The 24,663-nt window shown below is 39.8% G+C and carries 24 protein-coding genes and 4 pseudogenes; 8 read left to right on the top strand and 20 right to left on the bottom strand.

The window, feature by feature from the left end:
- The 5 genes and pseudogenes from SB775_RS00325 to SB775_RS00305 form a co-directional block, all read right to left on the bottom strand.
- Nucleotides 1-951, bottom strand: a pseudogene (locus SB775_RS00325) (dihydrolipoamide acetyltransferase family protein); the annotation flags it as partial.
- A gap of 243 nt (nt 952-1,194) precedes the next feature.
- Nucleotides 1,195-1,302: pseudogene (locus SB775_RS00320) on the bottom strand (biotin/lipoyl-containing protein); the annotation flags it as partial.
- A 177-nt stretch (nt 1,303-1,479) separates the two neighbouring features.
- The gene (locus SB775_RS00315) at nt 1,480-2,457 is read right to left on the bottom strand and encodes an alpha-ketoacid dehydrogenase subunit beta (RefSeq protein ID WP_061462266.1); all 978 of its coding nucleotides are present in this window, start codon (nt 2,455-2,457) and stop codon (nt 1,480-1,482) included.
- Nucleotides 2,458-2,460: 3 nt separating this feature from the next.
- Nucleotides 2,461-3,576 (bottom strand): pyruvate dehydrogenase (acetyl-transferring) E1 component subunit alpha, encoded by a 1,116-nt coding sequence (pdhA, locus tag SB775_RS00310; RefSeq protein WP_061462265.1) that lies wholly within the window; start codon nt 3,574-3,576, stop codon nt 2,461-2,463.
- Between the two features lie 640 nt (nt 3,577-4,216).
- On the bottom strand, nt 4,217-4,879 hold the full coding sequence (locus SB775_RS00305; protein WP_061462264.1) for a YkyA family protein: 663 nt from the start codon (nt 4,877-4,879) through the stop codon (nt 4,217-4,219).
- A gap of 267 nt (nt 4,880-5,146) precedes the next feature.
- Between SB775_RS00305 and SB775_RS00300 the strand changes: the two are divergent.
- Together SB775_RS00300 and def are read left to right on the top strand one after the other, a co-directional pair.
- Nucleotides 5,147-5,251: pseudogene (locus SB775_RS00300) on the top strand (YjcZ family sporulation protein); the annotation flags it as partial.
- Between the two features lie 206 nt (nt 5,252-5,457).
- Complete coding sequence (gene def / locus SB775_RS00295; protein WP_061462263.1) at nt 5,458-6,012, top strand: peptide deformylase; 555 nt, start codon at nt 5,458-5,460, stop codon at nt 6,010-6,012.
- A 48-nt stretch (nt 6,013-6,060) separates the two neighbouring features.
- On the opposite strand, the gene SB775_RS00290 is transcribed toward def, so the two are convergent.
- Complete coding sequence (locus SB775_RS00290) at nt 6,061-6,828, bottom strand: Cof-type HAD-IIB family hydrolase (protein WP_377382651.1); 768 nt, start codon at nt 6,826-6,828, stop codon at nt 6,061-6,063.
- Nucleotides 6,829-7,781: 953 nt separating this feature from the next.
- Here SB775_RS00290 and SB775_RS00285 point away from each other — a divergent pair.
- From SB775_RS00285 to SB775_RS00275, 3 genes and pseudogenes are all read left to right on the top strand, one after another.
- Nucleotides 7,782-7,991, top strand: a complete 210-nt coding sequence (locus SB775_RS00285) for a DNA-dependent RNA polymerase subunit epsilon (protein ID WP_061462261.1) — start codon at nt 7,782-7,784, stop codon at nt 7,989-7,991.
- 3 nt (nt 7,992-7,994) lie between these two features.
- Complete coding sequence (gene rnjA / locus SB775_RS00280; RefSeq protein WP_061462260.1) at nt 7,995-9,665, top strand: ribonuclease J1; 1,671 nt, start codon at nt 7,995-7,997, stop codon at nt 9,663-9,665.
- Between the two features lie 297 nt (nt 9,666-9,962).
- Nucleotides 9,963-10,105, top strand: a pseudogene (locus SB775_RS00275) (transposase); the annotation flags it as partial.
- A 145-nt stretch (nt 10,106-10,250) separates the two neighbouring features.
- On the opposite strand, the gene SB775_RS00270 reads toward SB775_RS00275, so the two are convergent.
- The 8 genes from SB775_RS00270 to SB775_RS00235 form a co-directional block, all read right to left on the bottom strand.
- A complete protein-coding gene (locus SB775_RS00270) occupies nt 10,251-10,910 on the bottom strand; it encodes a potassium channel family protein (RefSeq protein ID WP_089362376.1) in 660 nt (219 codons plus the stop codon).
- Between the two features lie 58 nt (nt 10,911-10,968).
- Nucleotides 10,969-12,099 (bottom strand): N-acetyldiaminopimelate deacetylase, encoded by a 1,131-nt coding sequence (locus tag SB775_RS00265; protein WP_410860213.1) that lies wholly within the window; start codon nt 12,097-12,099, stop codon nt 10,969-10,971.
- A 68-nt stretch (nt 12,100-12,167) separates the two neighbouring features.
- Nucleotides 12,168-12,878 (bottom strand): 2,3,4,5-tetrahydropyridine-2,6-dicarboxylate N-acetyltransferase, encoded by a 711-nt coding sequence (gene dapD, locus SB775_RS00260; protein ID WP_061462257.1) that lies wholly within the window; start codon nt 12,876-12,878, stop codon nt 12,168-12,170.
- Nucleotides 12,879-13,002: 124 nt separating this feature from the next.
- Nucleotides 13,003-13,887, bottom strand: a complete 885-nt coding sequence (gene ccpC / locus SB775_RS00255) for a transcriptional regulator CcpC (RefSeq protein WP_061462256.1) — start codon at nt 13,885-13,887, stop codon at nt 13,003-13,005.
- Between the two features lie 262 nt (nt 13,888-14,149).
- Nucleotides 14,150-15,676, bottom strand: coding sequence for an MDR family MFS transporter (locus SB775_RS00250; protein ID WP_410860212.1), 1,527 nt, complete (start codon nt 15,674-15,676; stop codon nt 14,150-14,152).
- Between the two features lie 124 nt (nt 15,677-15,800).
- Nucleotides 15,801-16,238 carry a cyclic-di-AMP-binding protein CbpB gene (gene cbpB, locus SB775_RS00245; protein ID WP_061462254.1) on the bottom strand — a complete coding sequence of 146 codons (438 nt, stop codon included), beginning with the start codon at nt 16,236-16,238 and terminating at the stop codon, nt 15,801-15,803.
- Between the two features lie 121 nt (nt 16,239-16,359).
- Nucleotides 16,360-16,506: a hypothetical protein gene (locus tag SB775_RS00240; RefSeq protein WP_089362373.1), complete on the bottom strand. Its 147-nt coding sequence runs from the start codon at nt 16,504-16,506 to the stop codon at nt 16,360-16,362.
- Between the two features lie 123 nt (nt 16,507-16,629).
- Nucleotides 16,630-16,869 (bottom strand): YkuJ family protein, encoded by a 240-nt coding sequence (locus SB775_RS00235; RefSeq protein ID WP_061462253.1) that lies wholly within the window; start codon nt 16,867-16,869, stop codon nt 16,630-16,632.
- Nucleotides 16,870-17,053: 184 nt separating this feature from the next.
- Here SB775_RS00235 and SB775_RS00230 point away from each other — a divergent pair, with 184 nt between their 5' ends.
- On the top strand, nt 17,054-18,013 hold the full coding sequence (locus tag SB775_RS00230) for an MBL fold metallo-hydrolase (protein ID WP_410860211.1): 960 nt from the start codon (nt 17,054-17,056) through the stop codon (nt 18,011-18,013).
- 94 nt (nt 18,014-18,107) lie between these two features.
- Nucleotides 18,108-18,341 carry a glutaredoxin family protein gene (locus SB775_RS00225; RefSeq protein WP_061462251.1) on the top strand — a complete coding sequence of 78 codons (234 nt, stop codon included), beginning with the start codon at nt 18,108-18,110 and terminating at the stop codon, nt 18,339-18,341.
- Between the two features lie 86 nt (nt 18,342-18,427).
- Here the strand turns inward: SB775_RS00225 and SB775_RS00220 are convergent, their stop codons facing one another.
- The 4 genes from SB775_RS00220 to SB775_RS00205 all read right to left on the bottom strand — a co-directional run bounded on the left by SB775_RS00220 (nt 18,428) and on the right by SB775_RS00205 (nt 22,649).
- Nucleotides 18,428-18,913, bottom strand: coding sequence for a DUF3993 domain-containing protein (locus tag SB775_RS00220; RefSeq protein WP_176431876.1), 486 nt, complete (start codon nt 18,911-18,913; stop codon nt 18,428-18,430).
- Nucleotides 18,914-19,096: 183 nt separating this feature from the next.
- Nucleotides 19,097-19,324 (bottom strand): hypothetical protein, encoded by a 228-nt coding sequence (locus SB775_RS00215; protein WP_089362370.1) that lies wholly within the window; start codon nt 19,322-19,324, stop codon nt 19,097-19,099.
- A gap of 74 nt (nt 19,325-19,398) precedes the next feature.
- On the bottom strand, nt 19,399-20,604 hold the full coding sequence (locus SB775_RS00210; protein WP_410860210.1) for an EAL domain-containing protein: 1,206 nt from the start codon (nt 20,602-20,604) through the stop codon (nt 19,399-19,401).
- A 188-nt stretch (nt 20,605-20,792) separates the two neighbouring features.
- Entirely contained in the window at nt 20,793-22,649 is a 1,857-nt protein-coding gene (locus tag SB775_RS00205) for an SLC13 family permease (RefSeq protein WP_250211770.1), read from the bottom strand.
- Between the two features lie 163 nt (nt 22,650-22,812).
- Between SB775_RS00205 and SB775_RS00200 the strand changes: the two genes are divergently transcribed.
- Nucleotides 22,813-23,676, top strand: coding sequence for a metallophosphoesterase (locus tag SB775_RS00200; RefSeq protein WP_410860209.1), 864 nt, complete (start codon nt 22,813-22,815; stop codon nt 23,674-23,676).
- 171 nt (nt 23,677-23,847) lie between these two features.
- Here the strand turns inward: SB775_RS00200 and crcB are convergent, their stop codons facing one another.
- Together crcB and SB775_RS00190 are read right to left on the bottom strand one after the other, a co-directional pair.
- Nucleotides 23,848-24,210, bottom strand: a complete 363-nt coding sequence (gene crcB / locus SB775_RS00195) for a fluoride efflux transporter CrcB (protein WP_410860207.1) — start codon at nt 24,208-24,210, stop codon at nt 23,848-23,850.
- Nucleotides 24,207-24,587: a fluoride efflux transporter FluC gene (locus SB775_RS00190; RefSeq protein WP_061462244.1), complete on the bottom strand. Its 381-nt coding sequence runs from the start codon at nt 24,585-24,587 to the stop codon at nt 24,207-24,209. The genes crcB and SB775_RS00190 overlap by 4 nt, the downstream gene beginning before the upstream one ends.
- Nucleotides 24,588-24,663: the final 76 nt, after the last annotated feature.

Genomic DNA, 24,663 nt, shown 5'->3' with positions numbered 1-24,663 from the left:
TTACGCCTCCATTAACAATAATTCTGGGTCGTTCAATAACTTTTTGATATGATTCAATGCATGCTGAGCAGTAGCCCCATCAATCATGCGGTGATCAAAGCTCAGTGATAATGCCAGAACTGGAGCGGCGATAATTTCCCCGTCGCGTACAATTGCTTTTTCGGCAATGCGTCCAATCCCTAGAATGGCAACTTCTGGATGATTGATTACAGGTGTGAACCATTGACCGCCTGCGGAACCGATATTCGTAATGGAGCAAGAAGCACCTTTCATTTCGTTAGGAGCCAATTTGCCGTCACGGGCTTTCGTCGCTAATTCATTAATTTCTTGTGAAATAGCAAAAGTTGATTTACGATCTGCATCTTTTACAACTGGAACGAGCAGCCCTTTGTCTGTGTCTGCAGCAATTCCGATATTGTAATAGTGTTTATGGATAATCTCACTAGCCTCATCATCAAATGATGTGTTTAGCATAGGGAATTCACGCAATGCACTTGTTAACGCTTTAACAACATAAGGTAGGAAAGTAAGCTTGATTCCTTTTTCTGCAGCAATTCCCTTGAATTTTTTACGGTGAGCAACCAATAGCGTCACATCGATTTCATCCATTAATGTTACATGTGGAGCTGTCTGTTTGGATTTAACCATTGCTTTGGCGATCGCTTTTCTCATACCGCTCATTTTCTCGCGAGTTTCAGGATATTGCCCTTCTGGAATTGAAACTTTTTGTTTTTCGGTTTTTTCCGTATCAGTTTGTTGTGAAGCTTCACTTTGAGCTGCTGGTTGCTGTGGAGCCGTTTTGCCGTTTTTGAAAGCATCGATGTCATCTTTCATGATGCGGCCGTTATCCCCAGAACCAGAAATCTCACGAATATTTACCCCTTGTTCGCGTGCATATTTTCTAACAGAAGGCATGGCGATAATACGTCGTGAAGGATCCGCCTCAACTTGTGGTTGTGATCCCGCGCCCGTTTCTGCACTATTTTCTTGAACCGGAGCAGCCTCTTTCTTGACTTCCTGTCCAGCTTCAGCTGTAGCTTGAACCTGGGCCTCCGTATTCTTAGCACCCTCTGCCTTCGCTTCTTCTCCATGATCCCCTTTAAACTGAAGATCTTCATATCCTGGAGCATCGAATGTTACAAGTACATCACCTACAACGGCAACCGTTCCTTCTTGAACAAGGATTTCTTCAACGGTACCTTCCACTGGTGATGGGATTTCAACAACGGCCTTATCGTTTTGAACCTCGCAAAGCACGTCATCTTCTTGAATCTTATCTCCTGGTTTTACAAACCATTTCACTATTTCACCTTCGTGTATACCTTCTCCGATATCAGGGAGTCTAAATTGGAATGCCACTGAGTTCAACCTCCTATATTAAATCATACTTAGTGCTTTGAATAAAGTCCTTTATCTTGCATTACCGTTAATGCGAAATTACTTTCTCAAGCAGGACATTCATTCCATTGCTTAAGATTGTTAAAACTTCAAGACTTTAGTCGCCGTTTCAATAATGTCTTTATAATTAGGGAGCCATACTGTTTCAGCTTGTGAAAACGCGAATACCGTATCAGCAGCCGCCACTCGCAGTACTGGAGCATCCAAGCTCAAAATGGCACGTTCGTTAATTTCCGCGACAACATTCGCTGCTATACCAGCTTGTTTTTGTGCTTCTTGAACAACGATTGCGCGTCCTGTTTTTTCTACAGAAGCAATGATTGTATCAATATCCAATGGAGATACAGTCCGTAAGTCGACCACTTCTACGGAATGACCTTCCTTAGCCAATTCTTCAGCTGCCTTGATTGATTCCTGTACCATCGCACCATACGTAATAATGGATAAATCCGTTCCTTCTCTTTTCACATCCGCTTTTCCTAATGGAATTGTATATTCTTCCTCAGGAACTTCCTGACGGAAAGAGCGGTACAATTTCATGTGCTCAAGGAAAATGACAGGGTCATTATCACGAATCGCCGAAATCAATAAGCCTTTAGCATCGTAAGGAGTGGAAGGGATAACTACCTTTAACCCAGGTTGCTGAGCCATTAAACCTTCTAAGCTATCAGCGTGCATTTCCGGAGTATGCACTCCGCCTCCAAAAGGTGAGCGAATTGTAACCGGCGCACTGTAACGTCCGCCTGAACGGTAGCGCATACGAGCAAGCTGACCGCTTACGGAGTCCATTACTTCATATATGAAACCGAAGAATTGTATTTCAGGAACAGGACGGAAACCTTGCAAGGAAAGACCGACAGCTAATCCACCGATTCCGGATTCAGCTAGAGGTGTATCAAATACACGATCTTCGCCGAATTCTTTTTGAAGATTTTCCGTTGCACGGAAAACTCCTCCATTAAGACCAACATCTTCTCCAAAAACGAGTACATTCTCGTCATTTTTAAGTTCTGTACGTAATGCTTCTGTAATTGCTTGAATCATCGTCAATTGAGCCATGGCTTACTTCGACTCCTTCTCTTTATAAATTTCATATTGTTCTTTTAAGTTATAAGGCATTTCTTCATACATGTTTTCAATAAGGTCTGTAACCTTTTGCTTAGGTTCTGCATCAGCCTTTTTGATTGCTTCTTTAATATCGTCTTTTGCTTTTTCTATTGTTTCGTTCTCTAATTCTTCATTCCAGAGTTTTTTGTTTTCCAAGAACTTGCGGAAACGAACCAATGGATCTTTTAATTCCCACTCATTATCCATATCTGAAGTACGGTAACGTGTCGGGTCATCCCCAGCCATCGTATGTGGTCCATAACGGTAAGTTAATGTTTCAATCAATGTAGGGCCTTCACCATTAATTGCACGTTCACGCGCTTCTTTAACTGCTGTATAAACAGCCAATGCATCCATACCATCAACTTGGATGCCAGGAATACCTGCAGCCACACCCTTTTGGGCCAATGTTTTCGATGCTGATTGTAAATCAACCGGAGTTGAGATTGCGAAATGGTTATTTTGCACGATGAAGATAGCTGGCGCTTTAAATGCACCTGCAAAGTTAATTCCCTCATAGAAGTCACCTTGTGAGGTTCCACCGTCACCGGTATAAGTGATTGCTACAGCTTTTTTTCCGCGTTTCTTCATACCAAGTGCCACTCCGGCAGCTTGGATATATTGAGCACCGATAATGATTTGAGGGGAAATCACATTGACATCTTCAGGAATTTGATTTCCTTTAAAATGTCCCCGAGAGAATAAGAATGCTTGCCAAAGCGGCAGGCCATGCCAAACGATTTGCGGCACGTCACGGTAACCTGGAAGAATGAAATCCTCTTTTTCCAATGCATACTGGGAAGCGATCTGAGAAGCTTCTTGACCGGCAGTCGGTGCATAGAACCCTAATCTGCCTTGGCGGTTCAGTGATATAGAACGTTGATCCAAAATGCGGGTATAAACCATACGTTGCATTAATTCCTGCAGTTGTTCATCACTTAAATCAGGCATTGCCGCTTCGTTAACGACTTCTCCCTCTTCATTTAAAATTTGGAAAGTTTCAAATTGTTCTTCCACTTTCTTAAGCTGATCTTGAACATTAATTTTAGCTTGTTTAGTTTTTTGAGCCATTTGGCACCTCATCCTTTCATTAAAAAGGTTTGCTATTATTATTCTCTAAAGCAAAAATAGTTTGCTTTATAGTTTCTTCAACAATTCATTGTTTTATTTTTCCCTTAAGACCAATCCCTCAAACGTGGATATGCTTAATATGTCTCAATCTTATTCTGTACCATAAAAAAAATCAAGGAAAATGATACAAGAACTTTTACAGATTTAGTTTACAAGATGAATTAACATCAAGTCAATCACTTGGAGTTCCTTATTTTTTTGATTTACGAGAATCTACAATACTCATACTTCTTCTCTGTATCAGTTTTCATTTTACAACTGTACTATTAATCCCCCACCATTTCTCAATTTATGGATGAATAAAGATAATATTTCAATCCCTCAGCATATCCAATCGATTCCAAAACCGCTTTAACTAAAGGCATTTGAGCCTTTAAGATAATATTCTAAAAAAATATTCAAACGCTTTCATATCAGTCTGCTGTTAGATTTTCTATTTTCATTTTTTTTTAGTACAGGTACTGAAATTTACCCTCGGCTATCTGCATTTAAAAATCATTCTAGAATTTTTCAGTTTATAGAAAACTGGATCCACAAAAAATGGGCTGTGAGTGAGGATCACAGCCCATCATTACTTATATTATTTTGTTGAGTCAGCCATTTCTATGCCCGAACTGTCATAAAAACTTTCTTTTTTTTGATTGGACTTTACCGTTAATGCATTAAATTGCTCATTCGCTTTCAAAACTTTTGTATAGGAAGTATTGATTTTCTCGATTTGTCCTTGTAATTCATCCATTTTCAAATCCTCTTTTTTAAACAGTTCATATAATTCACGATCATTTGCCAGACTTTGCTGATAGGCATCATATAAGTTGTCGTAGGTGCTATAACGTTCACTCATGACCTTTTTCATTTCAGTCGCTTCTTTTTTTACCTTTTCATCCTCTATTTTCCCGATTTGTTCATCTATCTTATTAAATTGTTCTTTCGAGGATTGCATGCTGCTTTGTTCCTTTTCAATTATTTCCTCCCTTTGGTCAATATTTTTAGTTGCTTCATCTGAAAGCTCGACGATTTGTTCATACTCTTCCAAGCCAAGTTTAATGATTTTCTCATACTGTTCTTTTTCTTTTTTCTCCAAATCATTAAGTGGCTCCTGATTCTCGGTGAAATCACTTTCCTTTTCTGCAGTTTTCTCTAGGATCTTGTGGATTCTTTCTTCCGGTGAACCATTAAAACAACCGGTCAAGATCGCTAAAAAAAGAAGTAAAATAACATATGGACCAAAACGCTTCAACATAGACAGCTCCTTCTGATAGTTCTTTGTAGATTCATATTTCTCTAAATTTCTGTTTAAGCACAGACACTTGTACTAATCATATTCCGAACATGAATTTTTCATTACTGGGCGCAAGCCTACACCCTTTAAACCATACTGCATAGGCTGTAGGGACCGTTTCAAATCAGAGTGGTCAACATTTTACTAATACAAAAACGGAGGTATGAAAATATGTATGGAGGTTACAACCAGGATTGTTGTTATCCGGTTTCCGTTGAACCCAGCTTTGGTTACGGTGGTCAATGTGGTGGAGGCTGCGGCTTTGGAAGCGGCTTCGCCCTAATCATCGTCCTGTTCATTCTGCTCATCATTGTCGGCGCTTGCTTTTGCTAAACAGATAATTACTTTTACCTTTACCCGAAAATGTTATCTATTTACCCTATTCACAAAAAAATTTCTATTTTTTTTTAAAAGACCTCAACAAATAATGGCTGGGATAGGAATTTGTCGACCGATTCCATCCCTCCCATTAACTTTCAGCATTTTTTTTGTTAAAATAACCTATACATATTATAAGAATTTCTATGGGGTGAAAGATTATGCTTACTATGGATGATTTTGTTAAGGAAGACGATCCGATATTAAGGAAAGTCGCGCTGGAGGTTCCACTTCCGGCGTCAGATGAAGATAAGCAACTTTTAGCTAGCTTGATGGAATACGTCCAAAACAGCCAAAAGCCCGATATTGCTGCTTTATACGGGTTAAGGGCAGGAATAGGCTTGGCTGCACCACAGGTTAATGTTTCAAAAAGGATGATTGCGGTCCATTTGAAAGAAAAAGATGATCAACTGTATAGCTATGCACTTTTCAACCCAAAACTCATTAGTCATTCAGTGGAGAAAGCATACTTGACATCCGGAGAAGGCTGTCTTTCCGTTAATCGCCCCGTTTCCGGCTATGTACCACGTTATGCTCGAATAACGGTTGTAGGTACGGACCTGGAAGAAAATTCGGTTCAGCTCCGCCTTAAAGGCACCGCAGCCATTTGCTTTCAACATGAAATCGACCATCTTAATGGAATCATGTTTTATGATCATATCAATCAGGAAGAACCCTATGCCGTTCCGGAAAATTCCATTGCGGTGGAAAGGTAACGTATAAGCGACAAAAACTCCCGTCTTTTGGTTGACGGGAGTTTTTATTTAAATCAGTTCAAGTTCCTTCAAACCAAAAAGTATGCCATCATCATCGACATCCTTCGTTACAAAGTCGGCCTCTTGCTTCACAAGTTGACCGGCATTCCCCATTGCCACGCCATATCCCGCTACTTTTAACATTTCTATATCATTTAAGCCATCTCCAAAGGCGTAAACATCTTCAAGAGCAAACCCGACTTTATCCATTAATATTTTAATGCCTTCAGCTTTTGAACCCCCGAATGGAAGTACATCCGTCGAGTATTCATGCCATCTAATAAAGTGAAAGTCATTATATTTCCCAACAAAATTCCCTTCTTCATCTTCCGAGCAGAATAATAAGGCCTGGTATATTTCATGGTCCTCATAAAAGTCTGCCACATGTTCAGGGTGTGGGAACTTCAAGGTGCTTAATGCTTCTTCAATTCTGCTATGATGTGGGACACTCGATTTCATTGTCTCCTCATTCATGAAAACGATTGGTATTTTATTATTTTCAGCATGTTCGTGGAGCCTTTTTATCTCAGTTATGCTCAAAGGGTTTTTATAAACGACTTTCCCTTCAAAAACAACGTATTGTCCATTGAAACTAACGAATGTATCGATGCCCAGTTCTTCCCTTAAAGACTCGAACATAAACGGTGCCCTTCCAGTGGCAATCGCTACGAAAACCCCGCTATCCTGTAATTGCTTAATGGCTTTTTTCGTTGAAGCAGGTAACTTTTTTTCATGATCAAGCAATGTTCCGTCAATATCAAAAAATACGATTTTCACTAACGATTCACTTCCAATTCATTCATTTTTCCTTTTTTAATATGTACCCATTTAATAATTGTCATCAAGATAAGTCAAGTAACTCTACCGAATTCCACTCAAAGTTACGGTTTGTATTCAAGAATGAGCATATACTATTCTTAATAGAACTAAAACTCAGGTTTTCCATCTTACACTTCTCCCCTCCTTCTTGCCTCTGAAATCACAGTTGTCGGTATGAATGTGCCTTTTTTTTCAAAAATGGGCCAAGTACTTGTAAAGACATATTTACATTATTGAATAATCCTATACAATAATAACTAAGGGAGCGTGATCGCCATGTTAAAAAAGCTTCGTAAAAAGCTTGTTAAACAGTGGAATGATCTTTTAAGAAAAAAATCTATCGCATGATTTGCCATTCATATCCTGCCATGGCCGTCATCCATATGCGAATTTTTTTCGGACAGCCCTTCAAAAACTTGCGGAGGGCTTCTTCCTTGTTGTAAAGTTCTTGTTAAGCATTCTTTCTATCTTGGCATTGATATGCAAGGTGATTACATAATTCATCAAATTATTAGCCGTTGTCTTTTCATGAAACGCTGTACCCAATGGTACTATATAATTAAGAAAGAAATCGTCTGCGAAAAAGGATCCCATTTAAATAAGATAAAGTGAGTAAACTATTTTCGCATGAAAAGAAGCTTGCAGAAACTTTTCTTAGCGATTTAAGTTTTACACATAGTAAAAACGGATAGGATATATGATAGAGGAAGCTATAATTGGATTGATACCCGATATCTGCCATCTATTTTTTTATATACTTTTTTAGACATTGGTATATTTAATTCATCAAAACCCCTTCCGTTTTTATGGCGGAGCTGGGTTTATTTTTACATGATGTTGAAAAACATGAAAAAATTGTTGTTTTTATATATAATGAAAAAAGCAATGCAAACAAGTGAGGAGAGATTAAAATGGTTTTTAAGGTATACTATCAAGTAACCATAGCAGAGGTTCCCATCAGGGAGAATACTAAAACAGTGTTTGTTGAAGGTGAATCTGTTCGTGACGTCCGTTTAAAATTAAAAAAAGAACCTTATAACGTAGAAATTGTACTACCGGTAACCGGAGCATATTTAGAATATGAAAAACAAAATGAAGATTACAAAGTATTGGAGCTATAATTTATGAAATTTGTAAAAAATGATCAAACAGCTGTATTCGCCCTGGGCGGTTTAGGCGAAATCGGTAAGAACACATATGCTGTTCAGTTTCAAGATGAGATCATCGTCATTGATGCTGGAATTAAATTTCCTGAAGATGAACTTCTCGGTATTGACTATGTGATTCCGGATTACAGCTATTTAGAGAAAAATGTAGATAAAATTAAAGGTGTTTTCATCACGCATGGCCATGAAGACCATATTGGCGGGATTCCTTATTTACTTAGAAAAGTGAATGTCCCTGTGTACGGCGGGAAGCTTGCACTTGGATTACTTCGGAATAAATTGGAAGAACATGGCCTTTTACGTCAGACAACCATGATTGAAATCAGTGAAGATGAAGTGATCAAGTTCCGGAAGACTTCCGTCTCATTCTTCCGCACAACTCACAGTATCCCTGATTCTTATGGAATCGTTGTAAAAACGCCACCTGGGCAAATTGTCCATACTGGTGATTTTAAATTTGACTTCACACCTGTTGGCGAGCCAGCAAACTTGACCAAGATGGCTGAAATTGGCAAAGAAGGCGTATTGTGCTTACTCTCGGATAGCACAAATAGTGAAGTGCAGAACTTCACTATGTCTGAAAGCCGTGTCGGCGATACCATTCAAGACATTTTCCGTAAGGTTGACGGCCGGATCATTTTTGCAACGTTTGCATCGAACATCCATCGCCTTCAGCAAGTTGTAGAAGCAGCCGTGGCTAATGGCCGTAAAATAGCTGTTTTTGGCCGCAGTATGGATTCCGCCATATCAATTGGCCAAGACCTTGGTTATATCGTAGCGCCTAAAGATACATTTATAGATGTACAGCAATTAAATCGTATGCCTGCGAACAAAGTAACCATCCTTTGTACAGGCAGCCAAGGTGAACCAATGGCAGCACTGTCAAGGATAGCAAATGGGACTCACCGTCAAATTCAAATCATTCCTGGTGATACAGTCGTATTTTCTTCTTCACCTATTCCTGGTAATACAATCAGTGTTTCCAGAACGATTAATCAATTATATCGTGCAGGTGCAGACGTCATTTCAGGGCCACTGAATGATATTCATACTTCAGGTCATGGCGGACAGCAGGAACAAAAACTAATGCTTCGTTTGATAAAGCCAAAATTCTTCATGCCAATCCATGGTGAATATCGCATGCAAAAACTTCATGCCCGTCATGCAGTCGATTGCGGTGTCCCGGAAGAAAATTGCTTTATCATGGATAATGGTGAAGTTCTTTCCTTAAGTGAAAACACAGCACAAATTGCTGGTAAAATCCCTTCAGGCTCTGTTTATATCGATGGAAGCGGCATCGGGGATATCGGTAATATCGTCTTACGCGATCGTCGGATTCTTTCCGAAGAAGGTCTTGTGGTTGTCGTTGTCAGCATAAATATGAAGGAATTCAAAATTGCGTCCGGCCCTGACATCATCTCACGCGGATTTGTCTATATGAGGGAATCGGGAGACCTGATCAGTGATGCTCAATCCTTGATCACTAAGCATTTAAATAAAGTGATGGATCGCAAAACTACTCAATGGTCTGAAATTAAAAATGAGATTACAGACACTTTATCTCCATTCCTATATGAAAAAACTAAACGCCGTCCTATGATCCTACCGATCATCATGGAAGTCCAATAAACAAAAAACCCAGCCATCATATGGCTGGGTTTTCAGACTGTGGACAAACTCGATTATAATTGAGTTTGTCCACAGTTTTTTTAGGTTTACTAAATTTGACCGGCGATTGGAACGTAGGGCACTTGCTTTCGGGCATGACTTGGTGAAAGATATTTATTCAAAGGTCTGCTTTCTCTACGATCGCGAAAAAAAATGGGCGGAGCTTTAAAGATACTGGCCTGTTTGAACAGATTTTCTATCGGGTATTGATGATAGCTTCCGAAAGTAAGCGGCGACACGCTATTTTTGGCAAGAATTATGGAAGAAGCAGATCATCTGCGTCATAATGAAGATGTAAAATCCATATATGCGAAACGTAAAGAAACGAAAGAGCGTGTATTCTAAAGACGCAAAAGAAGTATCGTATGCGTTGGACTACTTTAAGGGAACTTAAAAAAATTTTCGCTGCAGGCTATTCTCGGTATCTGCTTCAAAACCAATAAAAAAACAAAAAGGTTTCGGAATGAGACCATTCCGAAACCTTTTTGTTTTCCTTTGATAAAAGAAAGTGAGCGCTGCCTGATACTAATTTAGCAGGACGCTTGCTTATTCTACAATCTTTTTTTCGAAACGATTGATGTCCGAATCCGCTCCGATGACGATCAATATATCACCTTTATGTATTAAATCGCTTGCCTGTGGGGAGACATTTATTTCGTTCCCTCTTTTAATCGCGACGATATTCAGCCCATAGTGGGCGCGGATATCAAGATCAAATATCGAATTTCCATTCATCTTTTGGCTTGCAACAATTTCGACGATGGAATGTTCATCAGATAGCTCCAAATAATCGAGAATATTATTGGAGACGATATTATGTGCAATCCTTCTCCCCATATCTCGTTCGGGGTGCACAACGAAGTCGGCCCCGATTTTACGAAGAACCTTCTCATGATAATCATTTTGCGCTTTTACCGTAACATTTCCGACACCCAATTCCTTAAGCATGAGAGTCGTCAATATACTTGCTTGAATATTCTCGCCAATCGCTACGATGACGTGATCAAAATTACGAATTCCTATGTTTCTCAGCACATTTTCATCTGTCGTATCCCCTACTACGGCATGAGAAGCTATTTTGGCAAATTCATTCACTCGATCTTCGTCTGCATCAATGGCCAGCACTCCTAATCCCTCTTCAGCCAATGTCTTGACTATACTGCCGCCAAAACGGCCAAGTCCAATCACCGCAAATTCTTTTTTCACAATAAGCCCTCCAACATCATTCGTTCTCTCTTTAATGTTCCGTCCTGAAAAGCGTTTTTTAAGCTCTGTTTCCTTTAAACGTTATATAATCCGTCAAATGGTTAATCGCGAGTTCGATCGCACTTTCATCCGGACTCAACTTAGCATGGTGCAATCCGTATTCTGATGAAACCCCTAGCCAGAACATGAAACCTGGAATCTCCTTTAACATATATCCAAAATCTTCACCGGTCATCGCTTCAGTACAGCGATGCAAATGAACATCCGATGCCTTGTCTGTAAATTCCATGAATTCCCGGGTCAGCCTTTCCTCATTATACACCTGGTGATACATCGCACCATAGTCGATTTCTGCCAAGCACTCATATCCAACTTGTATACCATCCACAAGCGCTTTAATTCTTGACTTGACCTTTACCATCGATTCGGGGTTAAGGGTTCGTATTGTGCCTTCTAGCCGCGCTGTCTCCGCAATAATATTTTGAACGGTTCCTCCAGTAATCTTCCCAACTGTAATGACAGCTGAATCAAGTGGATTTACATTCCGCGAAACGATGGTTTGCAGTTGCCCTACAAGCGAGCAGGCCGCGATGACCATGTCTTTTGTTTCATGTGGATAGGCTGCATGCCCTCCTTTACCTTTCAAATCGATGTACAATTCAGATGTATTGGCAAATAGAAGCCCTTCTTTAACGGCAATCGTTCCAACTTGATACTCTGGAGCAATATGTAAAGCAAGGATCATGTCAGGCTTCCATTTTTTCATGGTCTCCGATTTAAGCATCGGTTCCGCACCACCAGGGCCTTCTTCTGCCGGCTGGAAAATGAATAGCAAGTCATCATCGATTTGATTTTCGGCGAAATACGTCAATAATCCCAAACCGATGCTCATATGAAAATCATGGCCGCAGGCATGCATATGTTCCTCATGTTTGGATGCGAAGGGCAGCCCAGTTTCCTCTTTTATCGGCAGACCGTCTATATCTGCCCTATAGCCAATTATTTTCCGAGGGCTCCTTCCCTTCACTTTCACGAATATCCCCGTTCGCCAAGTTTCTATTTCTATTCGATCAGAGGCAAGATTCGTTATGTAATTCAATAGATATTGCTGGGTCTTATATTCTTTAAATCCTATCTCCGGTATTTGATGCAAATCACGCCGGATCTCGGCAAAAGGATTTGTTTTCACATTATTCCCTCCTATACAGAAAGCGTGGATAATTATATCCACGCTTAAGGCAATATTCACTTAAGAAATTAAAGTTGGCGAAGTTCTTGCATGATCTCTGTTTTTGATTTAGTTTTTTCATCAATTTGTTTAATGACCTTCGCCGGGATACCAGCAGCCACTGAGTAAGGCGGAACGTCTTTCGTTACAATTGCACCAGCCGCTACAACTGAACCTTGACCGATTTTCACACCTTCAAGAACCACCGCATTAGCTCCGATTAAAACATCGTCTTCCAAAATGACCGGTTGTGCAGAAGGAGGCTCGATGACACCTGCTAATACTGCACCTGCACCAACGTGACAGTTTTTACCCACTGTTGCACGTCCTCCCAGTATTGCATTCATGTCAATCATTGTGCCTTCACCAATGACGGAGCCAATATTGATCGATGCTCCCATCATGATCACTGCATTGTCACCGATCGATACTTGGTCACGGATTATTGCTCCAGGCTCGATACGGGCTTTGATGCCTTTTAGGTCCAATAAAGGAATGGCAGAGTTACGGCGATCGTTTTCAACTACATAATCCTCGATTTTTGTCCCCGCTGCCTCGATTGCCTCTTCGACCTCAGACCACTCACCGAATACAACCCCTGTATTTCCTGTAATGAAGGTTTTAGAAGCTGGTCCAAAATCCATACCTTCTAAATCACCTTTGACATATACTTTTACTGGTGTCGATTTTTTACTATTTGAGATAAAAGAAATAATTTCATTTGCATCCATTTTATTCATTCCGGGTAAAACCTCCTAATATGTATCATTACTCGTCTTAAATTTAACAGACAAATGCCGGCAAGACAAGTTGAATGTCACTCTTAAATATTATTCTGCCCTATTGACATTTTCGTCATCGGACTCATAACATTCCTTGTTGGCGAATATGCTCTTTTACCACTTCCGTGAATGCTTGGACTTGCTTTAACTGGAAAGCAGATTCATAGCCGCAAAGCCATGTATCCCGTTCGATTGAGTGATTATGCCCATCTAGAAGAGGGATTTTAAAAACATTCGTATCTTTATCATGTAAAGTGATGGCAGGCAGGATTGCATATCCAATGCCGTTAAATACCATTTGTTTGCATGTTTCGATTTGATCCACGACTATGGTGTTTTTGGGTGTCGTTTTAAATTGTCGGTGCCACCAGTCCTGAATTTCCTGGTAATAATTCGAATCGCTTTTAAACTGAATGAATGGCCGGTCCGTTTCAAACACTTGATTCAGTTCCTTCATTTCAGTATCCACCAAATAAAGCATATCTGTAAATAAATGCTGTTTAACCCCTTTCCAATCCGGGGCTCCCCTTATGATTCCAATATGTACTTGCCCTTCATACAAAGACTTTAAAATCTCACTGCTCCAGCCAGTGATTAATGAAATTTTGGCATAGGGATATTTTTGGACGAATTTTTTTAATACTTGCGGAAGCCAATTTTGACCGACAATCGAGGCACAGGCTATTTTCAAAGTACCATATACTTCATGATCCATAGCTTGGATACTTTCCCTGACCTTTTCTTCTTTTTCTATTACCTCATTGGCCAAACGGATTACCGCTTCCCCTGCAGGCGTCAGCGACAGCCCTTTTTGTGAACGCAGAAACAGTTTCGATCCCCAATCCTTTTCTATTGATTGTAAACGCTGTGATAAAGCCGGCTGGGAAACGAACAACCGCTCAGCAGCTTTTCTCATATTCATTTCCTGAGCAAGTACAGATAATAAATGAAATTCTGAAAACGACATACACACCAACCTCTTGATAATTAATTCTTATCATGCTGACTTAATTTATTTACATTTAATTATCAACAAAGTCCGCATATATTACAAGGGAAAAGAAATGGAGTGAATATCCTTTTACGATCATATTATTGCTGGTCATCAGTTTTGCAGCATTCAATGCAGGCACATCGACAGCTGAAATTCAACATACGGTCTCGAACGCATGATTGATTCCATTGATCATCCGAGTCACATTTCCCTCCCACTTAAAGGCAAGCCCCGATTATGAGTCTGCCTTATTCTCATATGCCTTCTTATTCTTTCTTAGTCTTGTAAGTAACATGAAACTGATTACTGAGAAGACTAGAACAATGAGATAAATCGTTTGTAAAGACAATGTAAGTCCTTCCTGCAAAACTTTTACCACATTTTCAGGAAGCTTCGTACGTTCTTCACTGTTCAACAGTTTATTTGCCGTATCTATCGTCACTCCCGATCCGGATGGTGCATGCTCGTTTAAATAGGCTTGAAGTCTCGTATTCATGATTCCTCCAAGTAATGCTGCACCTACCGTATTTCCTAAATTACGCATGAACATATTAGAAGCTGTCGCAATCCCCCTGCGTTCCCAGCTGACTGTTTTTTGAATGACGACAATGAATGAGGTAGAAGTCAAACCCATCCCTACACCGACAAAGAAGGATCCCATGGCAGCAATAAGGGGCCCTGCTTCTGGCTTCATCCATACTAGGATCAAACTCCCAAGGATCAGCGAGCACCCTCCAAGGAGGGAGGTCGCTTTGAAGCCTATTTTCATCAATAACTTGCCTGATACCATTGAAGCGATCGGCCAGCCAATTGACATGGCTGTCAATGTAAACCCAGCTACCGTAGGAGAGCGTTCCATCACACCCTGAACGAATGTTGGGAGGAAACTTGATAATCCTATCATCATCACCCCTGTCGTCAGAGATACAAGATTCGCAATCAAGATGGAGCGCTCCTGCCAGATTTCAAATGGCATCATCGGTTCGGTTGCTTTCATTTCCTGAAGAATGAATAAGATAAAGGCGATTATGGCCACTAATGCCAGGGAAATGACTGGAGCTGAAGCCCATGACCATTTTACTCCCCCTTCTACGAGTATCACCATAAGAGTGGATATGGATAACGTCAATAGGGTTGCACCAATGTAATCGATATCACGTTTTTTCTTTTCAATTTTTTCATGAAGGAAAAACCAAATCCCTATAAAAGATAGTAAGCCTAGAGGAATATTAACCCAAAATACAAGCTTCCAAGTCAGGGATTCAACGAGCATGCCGCCCAAAGCCGGCCCCATTACCGCTGAAATGCCCCAAACGCTCGATAGATACCCTTGAACGCGTGCCCTCTCCTCATTTTTATAGATATCACCAACAATCGTTGAAGCTACTGGAGCTAAAGCCCCTGCCCCAAAACCTTGTACAAAGCGATAAATGATGAGTTCCGTCATGGAATTGGCAAAGCCGCAAAGAAGGGAGCCAATTAAGAAAACAACGATCCCAAATAATAAGACAGGTTTTCTACCGAGAATATCTGAGAGCTTTCCATATATCAAGACTGTCACAGCGTTCATTAACAAATAGCCTGAAAACACCCAGCTGTAAAGTGAAAAACCACCTAAATCGCTTACAATGGCTGGCATAGCCGTCGAAACGATCGTTCCTTCAATAGCATTCATAAACATAGCCAACATGATGGCAGCTAAAACGAAGGGACGTTTCAATTTTTTATTCTGCACTTTTGCTCTATCCACTGCTTGGCCCAATTTCCGCCATCCTTTCCTAATAAGCAATAACTGTTTTTAGATTTTACCATCAACTGGTACAAATATGTAAAAATAAGAAAACTCGCCAACTGGCGAGTCTTAAGGTCCATATTCAGCCACATTTTTATTCAGCTGTATTTTGTTTAAATACTTTTTTCAAGATTGCTCTTCTAGTTAAGATACCTTCAAATACATGTTCGTCATTCTCTACACAGACAAACGGATGATCGATTAACAATTCCACACCCTTTGTCAAAGTATCTTCAATATGCAGGCGAGGTATTTCTATATTCATTATTTCAGAAACTTTTTTATTCTCAAGATTATCGAATTCAATTCGTTCCAGTCCCAAAATTGAATCAAGAATGACTGGTGTGCTGATTAAGCCATGCAGTTTATACATCGGATCTAACACAGGAATGGCCGTATAACCGCTCTTTGTTAATACCAAAAGTGCATGTTCTAAATTATTGGTTACCTGCACGTGGGCCACGCGTTCAGAAGAAATCATTAAGTCTTTAACGCTGGATTCCAATAAATCCCCATCATGAGTACCGATCATGTTAAAACCCCTTACCATATGTTTTTATATACAGCTCTTTCATTAGTTTAACATATGTAAGCAGAAAAGGCTCATTCCTAGATCAATAAAATCCCAAACTGTGGGATTTTGACAAAGCTCCTTACCCCTTACTAGTTTTAATGTTAACCTGTTTAAAACCGCATTCCGGGCATTGATAAATCACATTTTGGTTTGATTGTGCCGTTAATACATTTTCCATTTCCCTTTCTTCTCCGCAAACAGGACAAATTACCATTGGATTTTTCATTTTTATCCCTCCAATTAATAAGATGTCGTAAAAATCACTTCTTCATTCAAAAAGTAATAATTGAACGGTTTCATGCACAATAAAAAAAGCCGCTTCCATGGGAAGGCGACTTTTAATGATTTTTTAAGATTGAAGAAGATCAAAGATTTCAATGGTAATCATATCAATATTATCGAATTGATATTTTGCTGATTTCCCTTTATCACTGTATACTTCAAGCTCGAACATTTCTGTTTTGCTGAAATATGTAACCTGGCACTTTTTCACACCATCTATTTCAAAAAAACGTTGAGCAGATTCAGATTCCTTCGCTTGCTCTTGAAGACTTTTCAATCTGGTAAGAATGCCCTGTAATTGAGACATACTCCCTCTCCTTTCTGAATAAAACCTTTTCGATAGGTTCCACTATACCATACTTTTCTATCCAGTAGCCACGCTGAAATAAATTCAGAATAATTTAAAACTTCATTCTTTACATGGTACTATTAACAGAATAAAATAAGGAATGGATTTTGTACATGAAAAATTTTCTGGAGGTAGATTCTAGTTGCAAAACATTAGTGAACTTGGTCATCGCATTTCATTGATTGATGGTTTTGATTTGAATAGAAGAAATCGAACAGGAACATATGTAATTGCCGATACAGACATCACTTTAGTCGAAACTTCCGCCAGCCCTTCCATCCCCCATTTAATGAAGGGTCTTGAAGATTTGGGAATCTCCCCTGTGGATATTACATATATCATTCTTACCCATATACATTTGGACCATGCAGGTGGAGCGGGACTTTTTTTACAGCATTGTCCGAACGCCAAAGTGATCGTCCATCCAAAAGGTGCACGGCATCTAGAAGACCCAACACGTTTGATCGCTGGGGCTAAAGCTGTCTATGGTGAAGAATTCAATGAGCTTTTCAATCCGATTTTACCTATTCCATTTGAAAGAATGCTGACTTTACATGATAGGGAAGCCCTAAAGACCAGTGATAATTCCTCCTTGACCTTTTATGATACCCCAGGGCATGCAAACCATCATTTAAGCATTTTCGATTCCGTATCAAAAGGCATGTTTTCAGGTGACACCGTCGGCATCTTTTATCGTGAACTTGATGAAGAAGGTTTGGAATTTTATTTACCATCCACATCACCAAACCAATTTAATCCCGATGCGATGCTTGCTGCAGCGGAATTGTACGAAAGCATCGGCGTCGAGCGTATATATTTTGGTCATTACGGGGTATCGGAAAACCCTAAGGAAGTATATAAACAACTTCATTATTGGCTGCCCAAATTTGTGGAGACTGCCAAATCGGCATATAGAGAATATGATAGCTTCGAGGAACAAGTAGCGGCAACCAGTAAAAATATTTTCACGGAAGTCGCGGTTCATTTAGGTGAAAAAGGAATCATTACTGATCATCCCGTTTTTGAAATCATCGCCATGGACGTAAACGTTTGTTCCATGGGGCTGATAGACTATCTGATAAAACAGGAAAAGGTTAAGTAAAAAGGTTCCTTCAAGGTTTTTCCCTATTCAAATGTCCTGCGATTCTCTATAATGACAAAGTACATCTAACATATAGCATACATGGAGGAATGAAATGAAAGACGTGACGCTTTATACCCAACCTGATTGCCCTCCCTGCAAAATCATGAAAATGTTCTTTGATGATAATAATGTCGTATACAAAGAAAAGGATATTAAAGCAGATGGACATGCACGTAAAGAACTAACGAATAAATATGGCGCCTATTCCACGCCAACGGTCGTCATCGATGGGAAAGCCATTATCGGTTTTGAACTGGACGAAATAAAAAAAGAACTGAATATATAGCAAAAAGTCTAGAGAAGGCTGCCCTCCTCTAGACTTTTTCAGGCTCCATATTTTTCAGATGAAGGAAGACTTTCCTTTTGAATACTTCATCTCATTTTTTCGCTTTCATACTTTACGTCCATTACCTTCCAAACGTCATTCTCCTTTTTCAATGTAACTGATTCAACATGTTTTTCCATCGATACCGGTCCGTCCCCAGTGCCCTGGAATTCCTCTTGAACATAAATGACATCACCGTTTTTCCCATATACAATTTCCGTATTCTTGTCATAACTGAAAAAAGGGATATAATACGGAGCGAAATCTGATCCAAATGTGGTATAACCGCCATCGACTTTCACTACATTCGCTTGGACAAACTTCTTGATGAAATCACCTGTGAAATGTTCATCCAGCTTCCCTTCAATTGCTTCCTTAGTACGTACTTCCTCACTGATCGAGCCTTGGTTCTCCATGGCATCTTGTACTAAAGATAGTACTTCCTCTCTATGTAAGCCCTCCGCTGAAGCTGTTAACCCTCCTCCTAAAAAAAGAAGGACACTGGCAAGACATGCAACTAGATATTTCCTCATTACAATCATCTCCTAGTTATAGAATTTCTCCTAATGGTTCTGATTTTTGCCTATGCCTTTCAATACCCGTCAAAATCAAAGCCAAACTACAAAATCAAATTCTCCGGGATACCTTGATACCATTGCCCATTCCTTCACAATAAAAAAAGAAGATTTCATGAAATCGAAATCTCCCTCTTACAATTATTGAAAAGCATAGTAAAAAATAAAACCGGCAACCAAAACCGTCCCGACAAAAAGGGAAACGAATACCGGGTTCTTTAAATACGGATGTTCTTTAACCGAATCATCAATCATCGAATCATATCTGGCTTTCACTTTCTGTGCCCTTGCTACAGAATAAGTATAAAAGAGCAGATATAGCGCCATGACTGTAACGATTATGATTAAAATCCAGATGTACGTGCTCAAAATATGTCTCCTCCAAGTGCATCATTTCTGCTTATGTTACACACTTCAAGGGATTATATACATGAACCGTTTTTCTATAAAAGGGCTTCATTTTCATATAAATAACTATAAGAAAGATCAAAGAAAATGTATTCCTTATCATTCAGGGGATATGAAAAGGTCCGGATGGTTTCTCCCGTTTCGATATCACTGTATAAATCGGATAAAATTCCTTTCTTCTCATTACGCATCTTTACGATGTTTTCGAGAAAATAAGGTCTCCAGCTCCAATTTTTATTCATATATTTGGGTTGTACTAACCATTGCCCGTCCTTATGGAGGATATTGGGTGATTTTTGATACCCCTCTTCATCACAAACATAAAGCCGAAAACATATGTAATCCAATTTTTTCGCCAAACTACGAAGAAATTCTTCATGGGAGCCAACTCGCTTTTGCTGTTTTAAGAAGCTTTGCATATTTTCGTTGAATTGCGAAGTCTTTTGATAAACGGCTTCAAGCTTCTTGGTCTCAAGTGAAATGAAGGACTGACATTCTTGATGGAATTTTTCACGCAATAAATCCTTATTGATGAACTCACCTTCCGGTTTCGCCAAAAAATACCCTTGATAATATCGTCCACCGTTTTTCCATGCAAAGCGAAGCTGGTATTCAGACTCAATGTTCTCAAATAGTAGATTGGCGCCTATTTTTCGCGCAAGCATGGTTAGAGAAAACAGTATGACCTGATAGGCATCTCCACCTGATATGCGAAGCTGGTCCAGGTTAACTTTTAAAATATTCGGAGAAATTTGTGCAATTCGGTCCAATTGCGTGTCTTGTCCTAAATGATCGAGAGCTATCTTAATCCCATATGTTTTAAAATAAGCGAGCACATGCTGCAAAGGGTCTAAGTTTTCCGGACTGATCGTGTCTGATAATTCCAGCACAATCCGGTGCATTTCCTCCGGTTGAAAATGACGATGTAAAATCTCCATGAATTCTTCGCCATGATCCAGCATAAGCAAATTTGGATCTCTGTTAATAAAGATAAGAAAATCTTCACCATAGTCTTTTATTCTTTCCAAGGCTATTTCAAGAACGTAATTATCCACTTCCACCCTGTACTCTTCCGGCACTGCAGAATCGTGAAAAAAAGGGCCAAGGCTTTTATATTCTGATTGTTCCTCATAACGCCCTAAAATTTCATATCCGATTACCTGATGTTGATCTGCACTGAAAATCGGTTGAAAGAATGGTGTCACCCTGTCTAAATTCTTCAATATTTTTTCTGTATCCATGATGCATCTTCCCCCTAATTACGAAACACCAATATGCAAAAATTATACCATTAGTTTCTAGTATTGATAATATATAATTTTAATTCCTACAACATAACTCTTTTTTCAGTCATGATTTTTGAATGAAACTGAACGATTCCTCGTCGAAAAGGCATTGTTCATAAATCGAACAATGCCTTACTGACTAATTAAAAAGGGAAGAACCATGGGATGGTGATCACCATGATAACGCCAATGAAGATCTGTATGGATATCCCGATCACGATAAAGTCCTTATACTTGTAATCACCTGCTGTCATGACAAGCGCATTTGTAGTGGCAACCCTAGGCGTGGATAACGCCAAACTGCCTGCAACTGCAAGGCATAAAAATACAGGAAGAGGATCGATTCCTTGATTCACTGCAGACGTCAGGGCAATGGGCGTCATGATTACCGTCGCTGCTCCATACGGGATGAATTGGCTTAGGATAAGTGTCAGGAGGTAAAAGAATGCTAATATGCCATGTGCCCCGATATTACTGAATAGAACGGCCAGCCAATCACTTATCATTCTTACTCCACCCGTATTATCCAATGCTGCCGTTATTCCGAACATGGCGGCGATCAATAGAACAGGTTCCCAGTTAATCTTTTGGTAAGCATCTTCCATCGAACGGACACAGCCAGTGATTACCATCAACAATGCGGCCGTCAAAACTGATAGCACAGCAGGGATTGACTCCATCGATAAAAGAATGACCATCAATGCAGTGATGCCCAAGGCAATCCATGTTTTACCTTTGGAGTTGACCGGAGAGCCATCTTCCGAAGTACTGCCAATAACGATGACATCCTGTAAATCCGAGGATATCCTCTCAATGTTCTCCCATTCTCCATGTATCAGGATTGCATCCCCAGGTTTCAGACGTTCCGTACCGACATCCGCTTGAATATATTCACCATTCCGATTGATTGCCAGCACATTACATTGGTATTTCTCACGAAAATGCACATCTATCAATGTCTGGTTTTCATAATCCGAATTCGGAACGATCAATATTTCCGTCAATCCAAATCTACTGCTTAGAAAATGTTTTTTTATTTGTTCGGTATTGAAATGCTTAAACTCCAGTTCATAGTTAAGTGCCAATCTCTCAACTGCTTCTTCTTCCCCAAACACCAAAATGATATCTTCAGGATGAAGAACTTCATCCGCTCTGGCTGGAATCGTCAGCTGTCTTTGCAACAGCGGCAATTGCTTATCCTTTGGCTTCCGCTGAATTTCAATCAAAGTCAATTCATACTGGATAGGAAGCTGAAGGTCTGACAGCCTTTCCCCAACAATATCGGAAGTAGCGGGTATATGCAGATAATGCAATCGGTCATACACTTTGTACATGCCGGCAAGCTCCCCTGCAGACAGTCCCTTGACACTATTGTTCGCGGCAATCGTTTTCTCGGGTAGTAACAGGCGCCCAAGTGTCAACATGAACAATAATCCTGCTGCAAAAGCGATTAAGCCCACTGGTGTAAAGTCAAAAAATGATAATGTTCCTATTCCGTTTTGCCGTAATACATCAGCAACGACCATATTGGAGGGTGTACCGGTAAGTGTTAATAGTCCGCCAATACTGCTTGCATAGGCAAGGGGCAATAAATACCTTGTCGGACTTGTTTTTTGTTGTAAAGCCATGCTCATAACGAGCGGAAGCAGTATGGAAACAATGCCCGTTCCACTTAAAAACGCACTTAATATTCCAGCTGTAAGCATGACGATAAGCAGCGATTTCCATTCACTGCCCCCGCATAAACCTAACAACTTATTTCCTGCCTTTTCCACGATTCCTGTATTTAAAAGGCCGGCACCGACGATAAATAGCCCAGCAAGCATAATCACCGCTTGATTCGCAAACCCGGCCACTAGCTCATCCAATGTAAGTATCCCCAGTAAACCAAGTATGGAAAGTCCACTAAGTGCAATTAAATCTGCGCGGAATTTTCCTTGTATAAAAAGCGCAATGGCGCATAGAAGTATAATCAGTGTAATAAACATTGGTTCGGTCATCATGTTACCTCCGTATAGATGTTCAATTTCAAACCGGATACGGTTTCATTAAACCCCAGTTTACATGTTTTTCATGTGCGTACAGAAGATATTTTCTTCATTTTATGAATATTGTTTGTTAGTATGAGGAAGTAACATTTTTATATTAGATAGGTTGATTAATTTGAATAAACCCATATCCAGAAGAACATTTTTAAAAAAAAGCCTTGGTACATTGGCTACCTTAACCGGTTTAGGTATTGGCGGCAGCTATTATGCCCATAATTTGGAGCCGAAATGGTTAGAAACCAAGCATAAAATCATTCGACATCCCCTTATCCCTGAAGGTTTCCATGGCATGAAAATGGTCCAATTCAGTGATACTCATTTAGGTTTTCAATTTCAGCTTAAAGATTTACAAGCAATTGTCAATAAGATAAACCAACTCGACCCGGATGTTATTTTATTTACCGGAGATTTAATGGACCAGCCTAATAAATACAAGGCTCAACAGAAAATCCCTCCTGTTTTGAATCAGCTCAAAGCGCCGCTTGGAAAATTCAGCATCTATGGCAACCATGATCATGGGGGATATGGCTCGGAAATTTACAACGATATCATGAATAAATCTCATTTTACCATGTTGCAAAATACCTCGACTAAGATTACCTTATTAACGGCAGAAGAAATATTCATTGCCGGGGTTGATGATGCTATGCTTGGAAAACCGGATTTTGAAAAAGCCCTTTCAGGCATTCCAGAAGAAGTGTTCACCATTATGCTTTCGCATGCTCCTGACCTTGCCGACATATCAAGGACTTACGACATCCAGTATCAAATAAGCGGTCACAGTCATGGGGGCCAAGTACAAATTCCCTTTGCCGGAGCACTTGTAACTCCCCCATACGCTGAAAAGTACCGAGAAGGCACGTATGAAATCGATTCGTTAACGTTACATGTTAATAGAGGGCTTGGCACTACCCGACTCCCTTATCGTTTTCTTTCGCGTCCTGAGTTGACGGTTTACGAATTCCAGGCCGAAAAATGATAAGAAAAGAACACAGGGGAAAACCGCCAGACTTATTAACAAAACCTGTGCGACTAAAACAACTTGTTCCATAAATCATTTGTAATGTATTCTTATGAATTATAGCATTAGATGTATATCTGAGAAAACCAGGTTTTTTTTTACCAGCAAACATAGGTAAGCGGCATAAAGTCATAACATGCTTAAGTAGCCACACAGGAAAGTTCCGATACAACCTATAACCGACACCGTTATATAGATAAGACTATCTATATAACGGTGTTTTCTAATAAGTTCTAGTGTTTCCATACTAAACGTGGAAAAGGTCGTAAAAGCCCCTAAGAAACCTATTGTAATGAAAACTTGTAAAGATAAAGCCCAGCTTTCTTTCTGTGGAAATGCCATTCCTAAACCGAAAGATCCTATAAGGTTAATCAGTAAAATACTAATGGGTATTGAGCCAACTGGCAATAGCCTATTAAAAATAATCTGTAAGACATATCTAGAGGATGCTCCAAAAAAGCCTCCTATAAAAACTGAAAAAACTTCTATCATAAGGTCTCACCTCTCCTTATATTAGAAAGGCACAGTCCGAGGAAACCGGCGACCAAACCAAATAAAAGCGTGGACACAAGATACAGTCCTGCAAATGGCAGAGAAGTCTGTAATAGATTCACCATTTCTTGGGAAAACGTGGACATCGTGGTGAAACCGCCGCAAAACCCGCTTCCCAGAGCCAAAAAAACATACGATTTCTTTTTTGAGGCGAAATAGCCACTTATCATCCCAAGTAAAAAGCTGCCTACTATATTTATTAAGAGGGTTCCAAACGGGAAGAAGGAATGGGCAGTGGTCAAGATTACGCAATAACGCAATAACGCTCCCGCTGCTCCTCCGAAACCGACGGCAATAAAGCTTTTTAACCGATCCATTACAGTCACCCCAAATTTTTCTCACAAGTAGATTCATTATAACAGATTAAGATGAAACAGGCTCTTTTCTAAAAAA

This window comes from Peribacillus sp. SIMBA_075, from assembly GCF_046534585.1.
Note: the sequence above shows the minus strand (reverse complement) of the source record. Positions and strands in the feature narration are given on the sequence as shown.

What these genes read in the sequence shown, in the direction of transcription:
- SB775_RS00210 (WP_410860210.1), bottom strand. Translation starts at nt 20,604, where the DNA reads ATGGATACAGAAAAAATATTGAAGAATTTAGACAGGGTGACACCATTC.
- SB775_RS00225 (WP_061462251.1), top strand. Translation starts at nt 18,108, where the DNA reads ATGAAAGACGTGACGCTTTATACCCAACCTGATTGCCCTCCCTGCAAA.
- SB775_RS00305 (WP_061462264.1), bottom strand. Translation starts at nt 4,879, where the DNA reads ATGTTGAAGCGTTTTGGTCCATATGTTATTTTACTTCTTTTTTTAGCG.
- SB775_RS00220 (WP_176431876.1), bottom strand. Translation starts at nt 18,913, where the DNA reads ATGAGGAAATATCTAGTTGCATGTCTTGCCAGTGTCCTTCTTTTTTTA.
- crcB (WP_410860207.1), bottom strand. Translation starts at nt 24,210, where the DNA reads ATGATAGAAGTTTTTTCAGTTTTTATAGGAGGCTTTTTTGGAGCATCC.
- ccpC (WP_061462256.1), bottom strand. Translation starts at nt 13,887, where the DNA reads ATGTCGTTTTCAGAATTTCATTTATTATCTGTACTTGCTCAGGAAATG.
- SB775_RS00315 (WP_061462266.1), bottom strand. Translation starts at nt 2,457, where the DNA reads ATGGCTCAATTGACGATGATTCAAGCAATTACAGAAGCATTACGTACA.
- SB775_RS00205 (WP_250211770.1), bottom strand. Translation starts at nt 22,649, where the DNA reads ATGACCGAACCAATGTTTATTACACTGATTATACTTCTATGCGCCATT.
- def (WP_061462263.1), top strand. Translation starts at nt 5,458, where the DNA reads ATGCTTACTATGGATGATTTTGTTAAGGAAGACGATCCGATATTAAGG.
- rnjA (WP_061462260.1), top strand. Translation starts at nt 7,995, where the DNA reads ATGAAATTTGTAAAAAATGATCAAACAGCTGTATTCGCCCTGGGCGGT.
- dapD (WP_061462257.1), bottom strand. Translation starts at nt 12,878, where the DNA reads ATGAATAAAATGGATGCAAATGAAATTATTTCTTTTATCTCAAATAGT.
- SB775_RS00190 (WP_061462244.1), bottom strand. Translation starts at nt 24,587, where the DNA reads ATGGATCGGTTAAAAAGCTTTATTGCCGTCGGTTTCGGAGGAGCAGCG.
- SB775_RS00240 (WP_089362373.1), bottom strand. Translation starts at nt 16,506, where the DNA reads ATGAAAAATCCAATGGTAATTTGTCCTGTTTGCGGAGAAGAAAGGGAA.
- cbpB (WP_061462254.1), bottom strand. Translation starts at nt 16,238, where the DNA reads ATGATCGGTACTCATGATGGGGATTTATTGGAATCCAGCGTTAAAGAC.
- pdhA (WP_061462265.1), bottom strand. Translation starts at nt 3,576, where the DNA reads ATGGCTCAAAAAACTAAACAAGCTAAAATTAATGTTCAAGATCAGCTT.
- SB775_RS00235 (WP_061462253.1), bottom strand. Translation starts at nt 16,869, where the DNA reads ATGTCTCAATTACAGGGCATTCTTACCAGATTGAAAAGTCTTCAAGAG.
- SB775_RS00285 (WP_061462261.1), top strand. Translation starts at nt 7,782, where the DNA reads ATGGTTTTTAAGGTATACTATCAAGTAACCATAGCAGAGGTTCCCATC.